The organism is Mesorhizobium ciceri WSM4083 (genome assembly GCF_000519305.1).
In the GTDB taxonomy this organism is placed as follows: Bacteria; Pseudomonadota; Alphaproteobacteria; order Rhizobiales; family Rhizobiaceae; genus Mesorhizobium; species Mesorhizobium ciceri_B.
In genome coordinates, this window is the sequence record NZ_KI912610.1 from 576,218 (window position 1) to 592,869 (window position 16,652).

Genomic DNA, 16,652 nt, shown 5'->3' on the forward strand with positions numbered 1-16,652 from the left:
CCCCGCGCACTGTTTTTCGCCGCACCCGCACCATCTTGATGGCGAAGGCGCCCTTCACACAAACAGCCGACCGGTGGAACTCCTCAAACCGGCCTACCCTCTGCGCACCATGTGACATTGGCTACTCCCGGCCTTCCAGGATGCGCCGCACCGCGACGAGCTTGCGCGCCCGTTCACCTTGCAGCGCCTTTGTCTGCTCGGGCGTGTAGGCAAACATGCCCTCGCCCGACTTGATGCCGAACTTCGACGCAGCCGTCTTCTCCAGCACCATCGGCGCGACATCGTCGCGATTGGAGAGATCGGCATTCAGGAAGGACGAGACGGATTTGTAGATGTCCAGCCCCGCCATATCGAGCAGCGCCATCGGGCCGATGACGGCAATCTTGTAGCCGATGCCCCACGACACGCAGGTGTCGAGGTCTTCCGGCTCGATGACGCCGCGCTCGACAAGATCAACCGCCTCGCGCAGCAGCGCATAGAGCACGCGGTTCTCGACGAAGCCCGGAACGTCCTTCTTCACCACCACCGGCAGCAGGCCGATCGAGCGAATGAGGTCGCGGATAACAGCCACGGTTTCAGGCGCGGTCTTCTCGCCGCCGATCACCTCGATCATCGGGATGATGTGCGGCGGGTTCGACCAGTGCATGCCGACCATTCGCTCGGGGTGCGAGATATGCGCCTGCAGCTTGGTGATCGGGATGCCCGACGTGTCGGAAGCGACGATGACGGACGGGCCGATCAGCGGATCGATGTCACGATAGGTCTGCGCCTTGATGTCGATATTCTCGGGTACATTTTCGATGACCAGTTCGGCGCCATCGACGGCCTCGGCGATCGTCTCGACGAAACGCACGCTACCGGCGCCTGTCCCGGGCGCCTTGATGTCGAGACGGTCGAGCACGCCGCCGGCGAGATCAAGCATGCCGCGAGCACGCTCGACTGCCGCCTGCGAAACGTCATACGCCGTGACATCGAGCCCGCCGCGCGAAAGCCGCGCGGCGATGCCTGGACCCATCGTTCCCAATCCGATGAGAGCGGCGCGCTTGATCATCATGCCGCCTTTGCGGGAGCAGCAGTGGTTGCCGCCTTGAAGGCCGGCCGAGCGGCGATCGCGGCCACCCAGCGCTCCAGATTTGGCATTGACGGCCGCTCGATCTTGAAGTCGACGCAGCGCTTCAGGATCGGCGCACAGGCAATGTCTGCAAGGGTCAGCTTGCCGAGCGCCAGGAAGTCCTTGCCGGCCAGGTGGCCGTCGACGATCTTGAGTTGCGCGACAAGGTCCTTCACTTGTTCCTTGTATTCGGCGGTCTGTTCCTCGGGCGTGAGCTTGGCGCCCTTGAAGGCCGCCAGGTAGCCGGGATTGATCGCCGCCAGCAGGAAGTCCATCCAGCGCTCGACCTCGGTCTTTTCCGCCGGCGTGGCGCCATTCAACTGTTCGCCGCCGAATGCCGCGAGATAGCGCAGGATGGTGTTGGACTCCCAGATCACGGTGTCGCCGTCGACCAGCGTCGGCACCTTGGACGTCGGGTTGAGCGCCTTGTATTCCGCCGTCTGCGTGTTCTCGAACTGGCGGCCATAATCTTCGCGCTTGTAGGATGCTCCCAGCTCTTCGAGCATGAAGAGCACCTTCTGGACGTTGCCTGATGTCTGGCGGCCTAACAGCTTGTACATGTCGTCTCCTCGCTAGTGTCCAAGGCCTACTTGCTCGCCGGGAGCGGCTTGTAGACGATGGCGTCCATTTCGATCTTGGTGTTGATGACCGCTTTTGCCTCGACGGTCGTGCGTGCCAGAACGGCGTCGCCGATCCCTTCGAGAAACGCCTTGTTGTAGCGGCCGAAATCGCGCGTATCCTCGAGATAGGTGGTGATCCGCACGACATCCGACAGCGTCGCGCCTTCATGCGCGATGACGCGCGCAATGGTCTTCAGCGTCGCCAGCGTCTCTTCCTCGATCGTGCCGCTGATCATGTTGTTGTTATCGTCCTTCGGCACCTGGCCCGAGACGAAGATGAAATCGCCGGCACGCACCGCCGGATGAAACGGCAGGTTCGGGTTCTTGTTGCCGATGGCGTAGTGGCTGGCGGATTTTCGCGTGCTGTCGCTCAACATACCCCCCTAGAGAACGCTGGTTTCGATGATGTCGACGCCGCGGATGCGATCGATCAGGTAGACGATGCCGCGGTCGTCGATGGTCACGTCGTTGGACGAGGAACGCTCCGCCCCCTCCGGCGCGTCGGGCATGAAATGGCCGACTTCCTTCGGCGCGAACGGATCGGCGATGTCGACGAGGCGCAGCCCCTGCGCGAACCACGCAAAGGGAATGACGGTTCCATTGAACCGCTCGGAGGGCTGATGGCAGCCGGTCATCGGCGGTTGCGGCGCACCGTCCAGGTCGAGGCCCGGCACCTGGAAGGTCGAGATCGGCAACGGGTTGGTCTCGTCGGTGATGTCGTAGATCCAGGTGAAGGCCGGCGGTGAAGGTCGCAGTTTGGCGACATCCTCGTCGGCCACCACCATGATGTTGCGGCCCTTCAGCAACTGCGGGATGGGTAGGCATGTGTGCGTGGGATGGGGAAAGCCAGGGCTCGAATTGACGTGCGAGACCAGTTTCGGCTTGGTGATGTCCGAAATGTCGAGAATGAACAGGCCGTGATGCCAGTAGCTGACATAGAGCCGGTCGCCCATGCGCAGCGGATGGTGGCAGCGCGGCGTGACATAGTCGTGCCACGGATACTCTTCGCCGCCCCCGGTCCACTGGCCGGGTATCCACCAGCGGCCTACCTCGACCGGATGTGCCGGATCGATCAGGTCGAGGATCATCACAATGTTGCCTACATAGCCGTCGGCGGTTGGCGAGATGTAGGCGTAACGGCCGTCGAAGTCGTAGCGGTGGACGCCCTTGCCGCCGGTTATCCATTTCGAGATGAGCTTGGGCTGTGTCGGCTTGGTGGTGTCGTAGAGCGCCAGTCCGCCGCCGAAATCGGCCGGGCCGGCGTCGCCAAAGCGCTCGTGGTTGATGATCATCAGTCCGTCCTTGGCCCGCACCTTGTGCGAGTGCCAGCCGGGCGGGACATCGATCGTCGTAATTTTGCGCGGATTGCGCGGGTCGGAAATGTCGACCAGCGTCGTGCCGCTCGGCGGCCGCATGTGGCCGATATAAAGGATGTTGCCATCGACCCAGACCTGGCCGCCGCCTGGACAGTCGACATGGCCGATCTGCTTGGTGTTGAACGCCGAAACCAAATGTATACGCCCTTGCTGCTGAAACGTCATTTCGATGTCCCCGCCGCCAATCGCGGCGGGACAGTGCTTGCCGAAGGACCGGAAACTAGACGAGGCGGAGCAGGTCGCCGGCCTGGTTGCGGCCCCAGCGCTTGTAGAGGAGCAGCGCCTTCTGCGTCGGCGCATCAGTGGCGCCGAAGAAGATCACCGGCTCGCTCGACGAGCCGTTGACATGCTCGACCCAGGAACCGCCAGGTATGGCGATGGTGTCGAACTGGTTCCAGTCATAACGTTTGCCGTCGATGATCGAATGGCCGTTGCCGCGGAACGGCGCCAAGAGCAGGCTGGCGGTCTCGCGCTGCGGCAAGGTCTTCTCGCCGGGGCGCAGCATCTGCACGTAGAAATTGATGGTGTGGAAGACGGGTCCGCCGGTGGTCGGATCGACATAGTCGATGACGATGCCTTCATGGGGGTCGCCATCCCAATCCTTGTGGGCGTCGAGGACCGCTTCCATCTTCTCCCAGCGATAGACATACATCGGCGACGACAGGCCGCCGCCGCGCTTGTGGTCGACAAAACGCGGCATCAGGCCACCCTCGCCATAGATGCGCTGTGAGTAGTCACCGGGATAGCGGGCGGTCTGCACCTTCTTCTCGACTTCCTTGCCATCGACCATCTCGGTGTATTTGTGGTCGAAATGGACGGCATGCAGCGTTTCGACCAGCGGCAAATCGAGCACCGACAGGTTGACCGCCTGCTCGCCGCCGACGGTGCCATGATTGTGCCAGGCGTCGTTGGGCGTCAGCACCATGTCGCCCGGGCCGAAGACCACGTCTTCGCCCTCGACGCCGGTGAAATTGCCCTTGCCGGTCAGGCCGAAGCGGATGGCGCTCGGCGAGTGCTTGTGCGGCGGCATGATCTCGTCGGGATCGTTCAGGCGGTAGGCGGTGTACATGGTGCTGACTGATGCACGCTTGGGCGCAAGACCGGGATTGACCAGGATCAGCGAACGGCGCTCACTGTCGTCCATGGTCACCAGTTCGGCGGCGCGCTGCAGCAGCGGCTCGATGTCCGAATAGGACCACACGAAGGGAACGGCCTTCGACGTCGCCATCAGCTGCTTGATCTCGTCATGGTCGACGCCTTCCGACGTCGCCCAGAACGGAAACATGTTCTTTGCGTAGAGGGCGTCATAGAGGCCCTTGAGTGCTGCCTTCTTGTTGGTGAGCACATCGTTAGCTGGTTGCGCCAGGGACATATCGGACACCTCTCGTCACGAAGAAAATACTTCTAACCAACTCAACCGTATTCGCATTGGTTTTGCACGACAATACCCAAATTGCGAATTTTATAAGTTTTTGGTTGAGGTGCATTTTTGAGAGGCAAATGCCCAGAAATAGGCAGAAATAGCCTAGAAATGCGTGAAATACGGATCGCAATCAGGGCGTGAAACCGCTTCGTCACGGCCACGCGGATGCGCATGACAGTCCAACCAACGCAGTTTTTCAGTCTCAACCAAAAGACTTTGGTTGTATTCCGGCCGCCTAGGTCAGGCCGCCACGCCCTGTTGAGCGCGGCTGCGGATCAGATCCGCGGCCTTTTCGGCGATCATGACGACCGCCGCATTGATGTTGCCGCAGACGAGGTCGGGCATCACCGAGGCGTCCACGACACGAAGTCCGGCAATGCCGCGCACCCGCAATTCCGGATCGACCACCGATGCCGCATCGACGCCCATACGGCACGTGCCGGCCGGATGATGCACGGTGATCGAGGTCTTGCGGATATGCTCGTCGATCTCTTCGTCGCTCTCGCATTTCGGGCCGGGGAAGAACTCCGCACCAACGAACGGGGCCATGGACGGCTGACTGGCCAGGTTGCGCGCAACACGAAAGCCGGCGCGAAGCGACTGCCAGTCGCGCTGCGAGGACAGGAAATTCTGATGGATCAGGGGCGCGGCGACCGGATCGCTGGACGCCAGCCTGACGCTGCCGCGGCTTTCCGGCTGCACAGCAACGATACGGGTCGCAAAGCCGTCGGCGAACGGCGCCTTGAATGGCGACATGTAAGGCCATGCCCCAAGCGGTGCGGCGGTGAAAAGCAGCTGTACATCCGGCAGCGGCCGGCTTGCATCGCTTTTCAGGAATGCCACGACGCCGCCAGGCACATCTCCCGAAAAGCCCTTTCCGGTGAGATAGGTCTTGACGAAATCCAGCCCGATACGATCGGCCCGCATCATCTTGAGAAACGGTCCCGGCTGTTTGCGCCGATACATCAGGATGACCGAAACATGGTCCTGCAAATTCTTGCCGACCTGCGCACGATCGACCTTCGTCTCGATGCCATGCGCCGCGAGTTCGCCGCTGTCGCCTATGCCTGACAGCATCATCAGCTGCGGCGTGTTGATGACGCCGCCGGCAAGCAGGACTTCGCGCCGCGCCAGTACTTCATGACTCGCCCCGCCTCTGGTGTAGGTAATGCCCGTTGCACGGCCATCCCTGAGCAGGACCTTCGTCGCCATAGCGCCGGTCAGCACCTTGACGTTGCCGCGGCGCATGGCCGGCCGCAGATAGGCGGTCGCGGTCGAGCAGCGGCGGCCGTTCGCAATTGTCATCTGCAGGCGGCCGAAGCCTTCCTGTATGGCGCCGTTATAGTCGTCGGTCTGCGGATATCCGGCATCACGGCTGGCCGTCGCGAACGCATCGATCAGTTCGTCCTTGTAGCGGCAGAACTGGGTGTTCAGCGGCCCGCTGCCGCCACGGTACCGGCTTTCGCCTCCTTCCCAGCGCTCCTGCTTCTTGAAGTAGGGCAGCACCTTGTTGAACGACCAGTCCGTCAGGCCGCTTGCCGCCCAGCGATCATAGTCGCCGCTATTGCCGCGCACATAAGCCATGGCGTTGGTTGAGGAAGAGCCGCCTATGACCTTGCCGCGCGCGCATTCGACCTTGCGGCCGCCGACATTGGCCTCGGGCTCGCAGAAATACATCCAGTCGTGGCGGCGCTCGGTCAGTATCTTGCCCCAGCCGAGCGGGATGTGGATCATTGGATCGCGGTCCCAATCCCCCGCCTCCAGCAGAAGCACCGACACGGCAGGGTCTTCACTCAGCCGGTTCGCCAGCACGCAGCCGGCCGAACCCGCACCGACAATGACGTAGTCAAAGGTTTCGCCAGCCGGCATGCGTGATCCTCGGGAGAAAGACGGTCCGCCGCGATGGCAACCGTCGACATGGGCAGTCAACCATCGCGCAACTGGTGTTGTCAACCATTGCGTACAGTTGTAGATTGGTTGAATTGGTTGAGTGCCGTCGAACAGGTTTTCGTGTCACAATATGATGCCGGGACGTTGAGTCGGCGGTCTGCCGATCGGACAGGAGATTTGGTTTTGAGCGCATTCGAGCCGCAGGTCGGACCATCGGATCTCGACGACATCATCGCCGCGGTCCGCCAGTTGCAGCAGGGCGGCGGCAAGCTTCCGTCCGAGCGCGATCTTGCGGAACATCTGAGCGTCAAGCGCCATCAGCTTCGCAAGGCGCTTGAAGTGCTGCGCCTTTCGGGCGACCTCAAACCGGCGCGCGCCAGGCGGGCGCCGACCGCCCTTCCAAGATATGGCGAGGAACTGGTCAGGGTAACCAATCCGATCGAGGTCCTGGAATTGCGCCTGATCATGGAGCCGGGCCTTGCCCGACTGGCGTCGCTGCGCGCCTCCTCTTTCGAGACGGCGCGGATCCTCGACGCGGCAACCACGCCGGAGAACGCCCCGTCGGGTGAGGTCGACTTCGCTTTCCATCTCGCGATCGTTGCCGCGGCCCGGAACCACCTCGCCGCGGAATTCTACAAGATGCTGCGCCAGGTCGGTGTCGATGCGCGGGTGAAGGTTGCGCGCACCGCGGCACCCACCTGCCCCAAGCGGATCGCCCACCGCGACGGCGAGCATCGCCTGATCGCCGAAGCGATCTCGCAGCGCGATCCCGAAGCGGCAGAGGCCGCAATGCGCGCGCACCTTTTGTCCGTGCAGAGACAGATCATGGAACGGTCGAATGCCGGCGCCTTTGCCGCGTGATCGTATCAGCTTCCGACATTGAGCCTGTGCGGGGAATTTCAAATTGAAACGTCATTTCGACGTGCTGGTGATCGGCGCGGGATCCGCAGGCTCGGTTGTTGCCAGCCGGCTCAGTGAAGACCGATCGTGCCAGGTCGGCCTCATCGAGGCCGGGACGATGCCGGCCGATCCCGACATCGCCGATCCGCTGAAATGGACGATGCTCCAGGGCCGCGCCTACGACTGGAGCTACCGGACCGTGCCCCAGCCCTTCACCGCCAACCGCGTCCATGAATGGCCGCGCGGCAAGATCGTCGGCGGCTCGAGCTGCCTGCATGCAATGGCCTATGTGCGCGGCCATCCCGATGATTTCGAACCCTGGGCGCAAGCCGGCGGAGAGCGCTGGTCCTATCGGAGGTTGTTACCGGGCTTCATCCGCAGCGAAGCCTTCACTGCCTTCGACGGGCCGACACGCGGCAAGAGCGGCCCGCTGGACGTCTATCTGCCGGACGCCGAGGTCAGTCCGGTCGTGCGTGCCTACATCGCCGCCGGGCGCGCCATGGGCGCTCCCGCCCTGAGCGACCACAACAGCGGCGAACTGGTCGGCACCAGCCCCAATTCACTCAACATACGCGACGGCAAGCGCCTGAGCGTCGCCGACGCCTATCTGCCGCCGCAGGTCATGGCGCGGCCGAACCTGACCTTGCTCGCAGGCCACGAGGTCGAGCATCTGGTGCTGGACGGCCACAAGATCACGGGCGTGAGCGTGGTCTGCGAGGGTGAGACCGGAACGCTGTCCGCCGACCGGATCGTTCTTTGCGCCGGCGCCGTGTCCTCGCCGCTCATCCTCATGCGGTCGGGTATTGGTTGCCCAGATACGCTGAAGCAGGCGGGAATCCGCTGCCTTGCCGATCGGGGCGATGTCGGCCGCAACCTGCAGGATCATCTGCTGGCTCTTGGAAATGTCTACAGCACGAAGAAGCCGGTGCCGCCTTCCCGCCTGCAGCACTCCGAATCGCTGATGTACCTGCATAGCGACGACCCGACCCGCTCCACGGGAAGTCCCGATATCGTGCTCGCCTGCGTCGTCGCTCCGTCAGCGGCCGAGGGCCTGAATGCCCCGCTTTATGGCTCCGCCTTTACCATCCTGTGCGGCGTCACCCATCCGACAAGCCGCGGGCGCATCACACCGAGCGGCCCGAGCAGCAACGATGCGCCGGTCATCGACCCGCATTATCTGGAAACCGAACACGACCGCGCGGTCTTCAGGATGGCGTTGAAGCGGGCGCGCATGGTCGGCCATCATGCGGCTCTGGACGAATGGCGCGATACGGAGATCCTGCCAGGTGCACCGGTTCAGTCCGATGCCGAACTCGATGCTTTCATCGCCAGGGCTGCTTCCACCCATCACCATCCGGCCGGCACGTGCCGGATGGGTCGTGACACTGAGGCCGTCGTCGATCCTGACTTGCGGCTGAACGGCTTCGACAATGCCTTTGTCGTCGATGCCTCGGTGATGCCGGCGATCCCGAGCGGACCGATCAACGCGGCGATCGTCGCCATCGCCGAAACCTGGGCGGCGTCTTCACGGGCTGCCCCGTCCTCAGCGTAACCGCGGCCGCGTCCGACAGTTCCCCTGGGTTCCGAATGGCTCTGGCTCCCAGCGATTGTCAGCTATGGAGATGCGTCAGTTCAAACGCGGCTCCGTCCTGGACGCCGGCCATGCGCTGCTCGGCGGACCGGAACATGTCCGCGAACTCCACCTGGTTTTCGAACACCACGCCGCCGACCTTGACGGTCAGGGCATCCTCGGTCCCTTTTGGCGCGAAATAGACTTGCGCGATGCGCGCCCTGATACGCTCGCCGATTTCCCTGGCTTCTGCTTCGGTCGCGCCGGCGAGGAAAACCCCGAACATCGACGTTCCCATGCGTCCAACCAGATCCTCCGCGCGCACCGACGATTGTATGGTCGAGGCTATGAGCCGCAAGGCTTGATCGCCCCATTCAAGACCAAAGCGCAGGTTGATGGACCGCAGATGTTCCGAATGGATGACCAGGAAGGCGCCCGATTTCGGCCCCGGCACCGACGGCCGTGCCGTTCTTTTTTCGACCATCGACGTGAAGACCGCTCCGTTCAGGCAGCCGGTCATGGTGTCGAAGGTTGCCGACTTGTCGAGCTCCCGGCGATAGCGACGAAGCTCGATCTGTTTCAATCCAACGAACAGAAAAAGCGGAACGCCAAGGACAACGGGCAACAGGATTGCCGTGATCATGCTGCGCCCAAATGCCGTCAGCGCCTCGGAGAACAGGAGCAGGTAATTGAGGCCGACGGAAACGCCCAGGATTGCAGCGGTTCCCAGAAAGGTCAGCAAAGCGACGCTTTTCCATGCCTGGTCGGTGGTGCTCGCCATAGTCTTTATCACTGGCCGATCTCCTGTGGTTGGGCTGGTATAAGGCCGGTGTGTTGCAATTTCAGTTTCAAGGAAGCTTGCAATTTAATCGATTGCGTGATGACCCCATCAAGGCTGCGCCCGTGGCGGTTAACAAACAAAACATCAGGAAATGAATGGCAGGCTATTGCGCCGGGCCGAATATGCCCATCTCAGCCTTTCGGGCTGTCGCCTCCGCCTTGCCGTAGATGCCGCTCGGCAGCGCCGTGGCCCAGCCGTTGGAGACAAGCCAGGCGCCAACATCCTGCTTGCCCAGCCTGCATGGTGCGGCGACAGCAAAACGCTCGACGTCCGGCGGTGCGAAACAGTGCAGCGCGCGTCCCCTCAGCCAGGAATTGAAAACGGCGCGGGCGCGCACGCCGCAAGGCCAGGTGACGTCCTGAAACGAGCAGGAGCTGTCGAGATCGATGCCTCGCACTCCGCTGATGACCACCTTGCGGCCCATGGATTCGAACGTCGCCGACGATGTGGCAATCGGGCGGTAGAGCAAGACCTCCCGCCAATCCCCAGGCATTGGCGTTTTCGGGGGCACGGCGAGACCGAGCTCGCTGAGTGGCGGACGGGGCTCGGCCCGTTCGATCTCAGCGGGATCAAGCCGTGGCGGAGCGATCAAGTCTTGAGCAACCTTGCGCGCCGGCTCCAGGCGTTGCGCGCCGGCAACAGGGGTAACCGGCCGGACAGGCTGCGTATCGTCAACATCCGGCGACTGGGCACGGACCGGCCGATCGACCGAAAGCAACGCCCCACCTTGAATGATCAGCAGTATCCCGGCCAGAAGCAGGAGGCTTCCGAGGGCGATCGCCAAGCGGCTGCGGCCCGGCCTGCCCATCAGCCTGAACAGGATCTCAGGGACTTGCGCCGGTCAGAAACCCGACGTCGATTTGGCAACCAGCTTGAGCGCACTTTTTTCAATCCGATAGAACGGCATCGAGCGTTGGCTGGATCCGTCGGCCCGAAACCGGAACAGGCCGGTCGAGCCACGAAAGCCGTTTGGATTTTCGAGAACTTTCTTGCTGAAGCCATCAGGCCCGACCGCGCTGGCAATCCCTGCCGTCAAGGCAACCATATCATAGGCATAGGCCACATTGACGTCGGCCGGATAGTTGTATGTCGTCCTGAAGCGGTCGGCGATCGGCCCGGTTTCACTTGGATCGAGCGTGGCGATAAACGCCCCCTCGAAGAGCGGATCCATGGGGTGCTCCAGCCAACGGTTCGTTCCGACGACGGAGATGGTCTTTCCCGGAATGCCCTTCGATTTGAGGGCGGCAAGGATAGGCGCCGGACTGCCATTGCCGCTGGCGACAATGACGGCGTCGGGGGCGTCCACGAGTGAGCCCATTTCGTCGACCGCCTTCGCGCCACCGTCGCCGGCAGAATACCGGAGAGTGACCGCGAGCGCCGCGCCGTAGATGCTGAGGCTGTTTGCGACCCGCCTCTCCATGGCGCCGGCGTTTGGATTGTCCGCGACAAGCAGTACGAACTTCTTGCTGCCTTTCGCAGCCAATCCCGCGGCGCCGGCTGCGGCGCTGTCGGCTTCGCCAAGGAGCACGGCATAGACCCCGGCGCCGCCGGCGAAATTGTCGGCAAGCGCCAGAACCGGTGGCCGCTTCGATCCCGAAAGCGTGGCGATATGCTGGGCTGCCGGCAGCTCGGTCGGGCCAATGACGACTTTCGATCCCGTCGTAATGGCCGTTACCGCCAGTTTGCTGGCCTGCGCGCTGTCGCCCTTGGTGTCCTCTATCGTCAGCGTCAGCAATCCGTTGCCGATATCCGTCATCGCCAGCTTGGTCGCATCGAGCATCTTCCTGCCGTTTTCCCCGACCGTTCCAGGGGCGGACAGCGGCAGCAGCATCGTGACTTTGGTCGAACCGGTGCCCAGCGACTGGGTCGCCTGGACGGGACCGCCACCGGCGGCGCCATTCTGCCCGGCAGGCGCGGCAACCGCCGCCGGATCGAGCACTTCGGACACGCCGCCCTTCGACTGGCAGCCCGACACGATCGCGGCGAGCGCCAGGGCGATTGCCCATGTCCGCGGACAGTGGACCTGTCGGCCAGCTTCCATGAATGCTCCACCCCTATGTGCCGCCGGATATTGTTCCCGGTCTGGTCTTCAACGCATGTTACGGCGGACTTGCAGTGCCGTCTGTAGTTCTTTTAGCCGCCGAAAAGCCTGCCTCTGAGCGTCCTGATCTGCCTTGCTTGCCCGGCACTTCGATAGTCGGCGCATTTCATGTATCGCGGCCCCGGCACAAACACGCGGCGCACGCAAACGCCCTTTGCCTGGGCAGGGGCTCCGCCCTCTCCGCCCGGCGAAAATGCGGAAAAGCCGAACGTCGCCACCGGCAAAGGCCCGGTCACTTCAAAGCCTTCCCTTGCCAGGATTGCCCGCGCACGCTGGCAGTAGCGGACCGAAAGGGCCGAGAACCGGCTTTCATTGTGCCCGGCGCGATATTTCATGACGGTGGTGCATAGATCGCCCGCGGCCAGCCTGTTGGCCTGTGCAAGATATTTGACCCCCAGCGCGATGTTGGCCGCCGGCGCGCTCAGATCGTCCAGGGAACCTCGAAAGCCGAGCATCCTGGCCGTCGCCGGCATCACCTGCATCAGGCCGACTTCGCCGTCGCCGCCTTGCACGCCGGGATCGAAGCCGCTTTCGATCTCCATCACCGCATGCGCCAGTAGCGGCTCCAGGCCATAGATCGATGCCTGGCAGCTCGCAAATGCCTTGAAAGCCTGCCGGGTCCACTCGGTGGCCGGATCACAGCGCACCGGTTGCTTCAGGCCGGACGAAAGCTGTTGTTTCACGGATGGTCTTTCCAGCCAGTTGGCACTGGCCGGTGTGACCGTTTGGACAAAGCCAAACAACACGATCGCGCCCGCGACCGCCTTCAGGAAGGATCCGTCGGCTGTCATGATGGCCAACAGGCGTGGCTATCCGGTCAGTGCATGTACTCGACCATGCGATCGTGAAAACACTCGCATTTGTTGAGGTAGTCTTCGTCCTTGTAGTTCGTCTTCAGGTAGCCATAGGCCTTGCCGCAAGCGACCTTGGCCTCAGACGCCCAGACGAAGACGGGACGCGACGAGTTGATCCACTCCGAGCTGTTGGCGACGGCAACCGACTCGTCCATCAGCTTCACAACCACCTGCTTCAGATCGACGATGTTGTCGTTCAGCACCAGGTTGGAGGTGCCGACGACACGGCAAATGTCGCCGGTCGGGCCGTCGATGATGTCGGCGGCATACCCCGTCGACCCGACTGCCAGCAACAGCGTCGCGGCGGAAACCAGCAGTCTTGCAGAACGTTTCATGTTGAGCTCCCCTAAATATTAGCGATGTATAACATAGTCGCGTGGTTGTGCGCTATGGCGTTAGATCGTTGCCGTGTGTTGCACATGCGCCGTGTCGTCGTAGAGTATCGTGATCGTGCCGGCGGCAGGTGCGTTCTGCAACGCGGCGACATCCACGAAATTGGCCGCATTGCCCGAACCAGTGGTATCGACGCTCAGTGTCTTCGTGTCGGCGTCGTAGTGCACATAGTCGTTGATGTTGCCCCCCGACGCCGTGTCGAACAGCGCACTCAGGTCGATCTTGTCGCCCTCACCACCAGGGCCGGTGCCGTGGTAGTCGGTGATGAGATCCTTGATGTCGAGGTTGTCAAGCTTGAAGGTGTCGGCGCCCGTGCTGCCGGCGGTCTGCTCTGCCGGTGCAACAAGTGAGGTGTCGAGTTCGACCTCGACATAGTTGCCGGTCGTGCCGTCGGCCATGTGGAAGGTTCCGTTGCCTGTCACGGTCTGTCCGTCGATTTCGCCGACAGTCGGAGTAGCCGCTGTGCTGATGGAGACGATGCCGTTGTCAGCGAGGTGTGACAATTCCCCGGCGTCACTGGCGCCGTTGGCGTTGGCGTCCTTCCAGATCAGCAGGCTGTCGAAGGCGGTATCGTTGTGGTCGATGACACCGTCATGGTTGCTGTCGAGCGAAGCCAATGCCGCCGCGCCGCTGGCGAAGTTGCCACCGCCGAAGTTCGGCGTGAACAGTTCGGTCCCATTGTCGATCTTGCCGTCATGGTTGAGATCGACCGCCAGCATGCCGTCATGGGATGTGTTCCAGGCAACCTGATCTTTTACACCATCACCATTGATGTCGAACTGGACGCCGTGGCTGAGGTCGGAGAAGGCGAAGCCATCATGATTGAGGTCGAGGATGATGGGGTCGGTAGCGCTGTTGTAGACGACAAAATCCGTGCTGGTCAGCGCGGTAAGCTGCGCTTGCGTGGTGATATTGTCGAAGGTTGCCACCTGGGTGCGGCCGGCGGCGTCACTCCAATTCGTATCGAACCAGAGTTCGCCGTGTGCAGTGGTCGAGTTGAAGACAAGCACATAGGTGTTGGCTGCCACCGCTGCAGTTGCAGCCGCGATTTGCGCCGACGTCTGTGCCGCGTCGATTCTAACGATATGCGCCGAATCGCCGGCCGTGAGTGCGGAAATCGAGGCCCGGATCGAGAAGTCGCTGACATTGAGGGCGTTGCCGCCCGAGGTTCCAGTGGTGTTGGCGAAATTGACGCTACCGCTTCCGGTCGAGCCGGTGTCCAGCAGGCCGATCTTGTCGGTGCCGACCACGAAGTCTTTGATGGTATCCATTCCGGTATTGGTCGCGAGCCGGAATTGATCAGCACCGAGGCCGCCAATAAGGACGTCGTTGCCGCCGGCGGCACAGATCGTGTCGTTGCCGGCACCGCCGATCAAAGTGTCGCCGATAGCAGTGCCAGCCAGAATGTCATTTCCGGAAGTCCCAGCGATAGCCTCAACCGTCAGCTGACTGCCTGTTGTGCCATCGATGTGGACATTGAAGGTTTGCGAAGCGGTATCGCCGTCATGATCGGTAATCGTTACGTTGATGCCGTTGAAGTCGAGATCTGCCGGTGGGTTTTCAGATGCGGCGCCGACCTCGACACCATTCAGACGGAACCCGCCAGTATTGGTGTTGTCGCTGATGACTTTCACACCGTAGATAGCATCGCCGGAAACATAATTGCCTGTTCCTGCCGCAGCCGACCAGTTAAGGTTGCTGATCTGGATGACCTGGCCGGATGTCGTATCTATCGACACCGTATCGTAAATCGTCATTTGGGCATTGAGGTAAACCACTACGGTAATGTGAGCCGTCCCCATGCCGCCCGTGTAGCCTTGGGTTGTAAACTTGAAATCGTCAACACCATGGCCCGTCGAATTGTTGCTGTCATCGACGAATGCGAACTTTATGGATTCGCCGGGGTCATTTGACTGACCAGAGCTCCCCTTGACGGCCCAGCCCTGCGAGCTTGTATTCACCTCATCCGAAGCTTGGCCGAGGGTGGCATTGCCGTCATCGCCGGTCACAACAATGTTGAAGTTTGTGGCCGCGCCCAAATCCACGAGCAGGGAACCCGTTGGCCCTCCGGCTGTCGCTGAAGTCGCCGCGATTGGGCTAAAGACGATATCACCTGCGCGATGCAGCACTTCCAGCGAGTCGGTTCCATCGGCATTCAGCGTCAGCTTGGCAACGACGTCACCTCCCTCCTTCAGGTTCAGCACGATCTGGGATGCCGACGTGGAGGCAACTTCTACATTCGGCCCTGTCGCCGTAACGCTGCCAAACCCGTCCGCCCCATAGTGCCACTCGGCAAACTGGCCGGTGTAGGTTGTAGCCGTCGCCGGATTGAGCGCCGACAGGCTGACAATGCCATCACCGTTACTGTCGTTAACAAGGGTGAAGGCGGGGCCGTCATCAAGGAAGCTCAGGTTCTTGCCGATGTCGACCGAGGCCGACTGGCTGTCGCCGTCCTTGTCGGTGATCGTCGCCGTCACCTTGATCAGATCGTCGGCGCTCAGGCTGGTCGGCTCGTTCGGGTCCGTCGTCGGATGGACGACCGCCCGGATCTGGTCCAGAGCAACAGCGCCGGTCGCCGTGTTGACGGTCAGCGTGAACACCAGGTCCCCGCCGATTGCCGTGCGGCCTTCGACGACATTGCCCACCAGGGCNGGGGTGTTCCAGCGGAGTGAGGCGTTAGCGTTCCCTGGAACACCCCTCATCCGTCGCCTTCGGCGACACCTTCTCCCACAAGGGGAGAAGGAAGAGGCGCCCCACCTCAATAAATATCGAAGTCGAAGTACTTGGCCTGGATCTTCTTGTAGGTGCCGTCGGCAACGATCGCGTCGATGGCCGCGTTGAGCTTGTCGCGCAGGGCCGTGTCGTCCAGGCGCACGGCAATGCCGGCCTGGGTCTCGGTGCCCTTGACGTCGCCGACCAGCTTGCAGCAGCCGTCGCTTGCCTTCTTCAGCCAATCCATCAGCACGAACTTGTCAGAGATCACGGCGTCGAGACGACCGTTGGTCAGGTCGGTGATCGCCTCTTCCTGGGTCGGATAGAGTTTGGCCTCCGCGCCCGCCTTGCCATATTCATTCTGGGCATAGTCGGCCTGCGTGGTCGAAGCCTGGGCGCCGACTGTCTTGCCGGCAAGCGCCGCCGGTTCGGTCGAGGTCAGGTCGCTGTCCTTCGGCGCCACCAGAGCGAGCGGTGTCGTATAGTATTTGTTGGTGAAGGCGACCTGTTTCTTGCGCTCCTCGGTGATGCTCATCGAGGCGATGATGGCGTCGAACTTCTTGGCCTGCAAAGCGGGAATGATGCCGTCCCAATCCTGGGTGACGATTTCGCATTCGACCTTCATCTGCGCGCACAGCGCATTGGCGATGTCGATGTCGAAGCCCTCAACCTTGCCGTCAGCGGTGATGGTGTTGAACGGCGGATAGGCGCCCTCGGTGCCGATCTTGATTTTTTCGGCTGCCTGCGCCGACAAAGAGCCGGCCAGTGTTGCCAGCATGGCAGCGCCCGCTGCCGATATGACCCGTTTCGAAAATCGCATTTTCTTGGTTCCCCTTGAACGCCGCCAGCTTGACGGGCGGC

At 62.1% G+C, this 16,652-nt stretch carries 15 protein-coding genes; 2 read left to right on the forward strand and 13 right to left on the reverse strand.

The window, feature by feature from the left end:
• Positions 1-121: 121 nt before the first annotated feature.
• The 6 genes from fhmpcd1 to MESCI2_RS0128895 all read right to left on the reverse strand — a co-directional run bounded on the left by fhmpcd1 (position 122) and on the right by MESCI2_RS0128895 (position 6,399).
• On the reverse strand, positions 122-1,051 hold the full coding sequence (fhmpcd1, locus tag MESCI2_RS0128870) for a 5-formyl-3-hydroxy-2-methylpyridine 4-carboxylate 5-dehydrogenase (protein WP_027039496.1): 930 nt from the start codon (positions 1,049-1,051) through the stop codon (positions 122-124).
• Positions 1,051-1,671 carry a glutathione S-transferase family protein gene (locus tag MESCI2_RS0128875; protein ID WP_027039497.1) on the reverse strand — a complete coding sequence of 207 codons (621 nt, stop codon included), beginning with the start codon at positions 1,669-1,671 and terminating at the stop codon, positions 1,051-1,053. Before MESCI2_RS0128875 ends, fhmpcd1 begins: the two co-directional genes overlap by 1 nt.
• Before the next feature lie 26 nt (positions 1,672-1,697).
• A complete protein-coding gene (locus tag MESCI2_RS0128880; RefSeq protein WP_050596715.1) occupies positions 1,698-2,108 on the reverse strand; it encodes a RidA family protein in 411 nt (136 codons plus the stop codon).
• A 6-nt stretch (positions 2,109-2,114) separates the two neighbouring features.
• Positions 2,115-3,272, reverse strand: a complete 1,158-nt coding sequence (locus MESCI2_RS0128885; protein WP_050596716.1) for an LVIVD repeat-containing protein — start codon at positions 3,270-3,272, stop codon at positions 2,115-2,117.
• Between the two features lie 55 nt (positions 3,273-3,327).
• Entirely contained in the window at positions 3,328-4,479 is a 1,152-nt protein-coding gene (locus tag MESCI2_RS0128890) for a cupin domain-containing protein (protein WP_027039500.1), read from the reverse strand.
• Between the two features lie 291 nt (positions 4,480-4,770).
• On the reverse strand, positions 4,771-6,399 hold the full coding sequence (locus MESCI2_RS0128895) for a GMC family oxidoreductase (RefSeq protein ID WP_027039501.1): 1,629 nt from the start codon (positions 6,397-6,399) through the stop codon (positions 4,771-4,773).
• A 204-nt stretch (positions 6,400-6,603) separates the two neighbouring features.
• Between MESCI2_RS0128895 and MESCI2_RS0128900 the strand changes: the two genes are divergently transcribed.
• Both MESCI2_RS0128900 and MESCI2_RS0128905 read left to right on the forward strand, forming a co-directional pair.
• The gene (locus MESCI2_RS0128900; RefSeq protein ID WP_013529856.1) at positions 6,604-7,281 is read left to right on the forward strand and encodes a FadR/GntR family transcriptional regulator; all 678 of its coding nucleotides are present in this window, start codon (positions 6,604-6,606) and stop codon (positions 7,279-7,281) included.
• Positions 7,282-7,324: 43 nt separating this feature from the next.
• Positions 7,325-8,872, forward strand: coding sequence for a GMC family oxidoreductase (locus MESCI2_RS0128905; RefSeq protein ID WP_027039502.1), 1,548 nt, complete (start codon positions 7,325-7,327; stop codon positions 8,870-8,872).
• Between the two features lie 58 nt (positions 8,873-8,930).
• Here MESCI2_RS0128905 and MESCI2_RS0128910 read toward each other — a convergent pair whose 3' ends face one another.
• From MESCI2_RS0128910 to MESCI2_RS0128940, 7 genes are all read right to left on the reverse strand, one after another.
• The gene (locus MESCI2_RS0128910; protein WP_027039503.1) at positions 8,931-9,683 is read right to left on the reverse strand and encodes a GGDEF domain-containing protein; all 753 of its coding nucleotides are present in this window, start codon (positions 9,681-9,683) and stop codon (positions 8,931-8,933) included.
• Between the two features lie 151 nt (positions 9,684-9,834).
• The gene (locus tag MESCI2_RS1000000139095; RefSeq protein WP_245270491.1) at positions 9,835-10,200 is read right to left on the reverse strand and encodes a thermonuclease family protein; all 366 of its coding nucleotides are present in this window, start codon (positions 10,198-10,200) and stop codon (positions 9,835-9,837) included.
• Between the two features lie 372 nt (positions 10,201-10,572).
• Positions 10,573-11,772 (reverse strand): ABC transporter substrate-binding protein, encoded by a 1,200-nt coding sequence (locus MESCI2_RS0128920; protein ID WP_027039505.1) that lies wholly within the window; start codon positions 11,770-11,772, stop codon positions 10,573-10,575.
• 92 nt (positions 11,773-11,864) lie between these two features.
• Positions 11,865-12,623 (reverse strand): lytic transglycosylase domain-containing protein, encoded by a 759-nt coding sequence (locus tag MESCI2_RS0128925; RefSeq protein WP_027039506.1) that lies wholly within the window; start codon positions 12,621-12,623, stop codon positions 11,865-11,867.
• Between the two features lie 26 nt (positions 12,624-12,649).
• Complete coding sequence (locus tag MESCI2_RS0128930) at positions 12,650-13,021, reverse strand: hypothetical protein (RefSeq protein WP_027039507.1); 372 nt, start codon at positions 13,019-13,021, stop codon at positions 12,650-12,652.
• A 60-nt stretch (positions 13,022-13,081) separates the two neighbouring features.
• The gene (locus tag MESCI2_RS0128935) at positions 13,082-15,724 is read right to left on the reverse strand and encodes a DUF5801 repeats-in-toxin domain-containing protein (RefSeq protein ID WP_027039508.1); all 2,643 of its coding nucleotides are present in this window, start codon (positions 15,722-15,724) and stop codon (positions 13,082-13,084) included.
• Positions 15,725-15,837: 113 nt separating this feature from the next.
• A complete protein-coding gene (locus tag MESCI2_RS0128940; protein WP_027039509.1) occupies positions 15,838-16,611 on the reverse strand; it encodes an ABC transporter substrate-binding protein in 774 nt (257 codons plus the stop codon).
• Between the last annotated feature and the right edge of the window lie 41 nt (positions 16,612-16,652).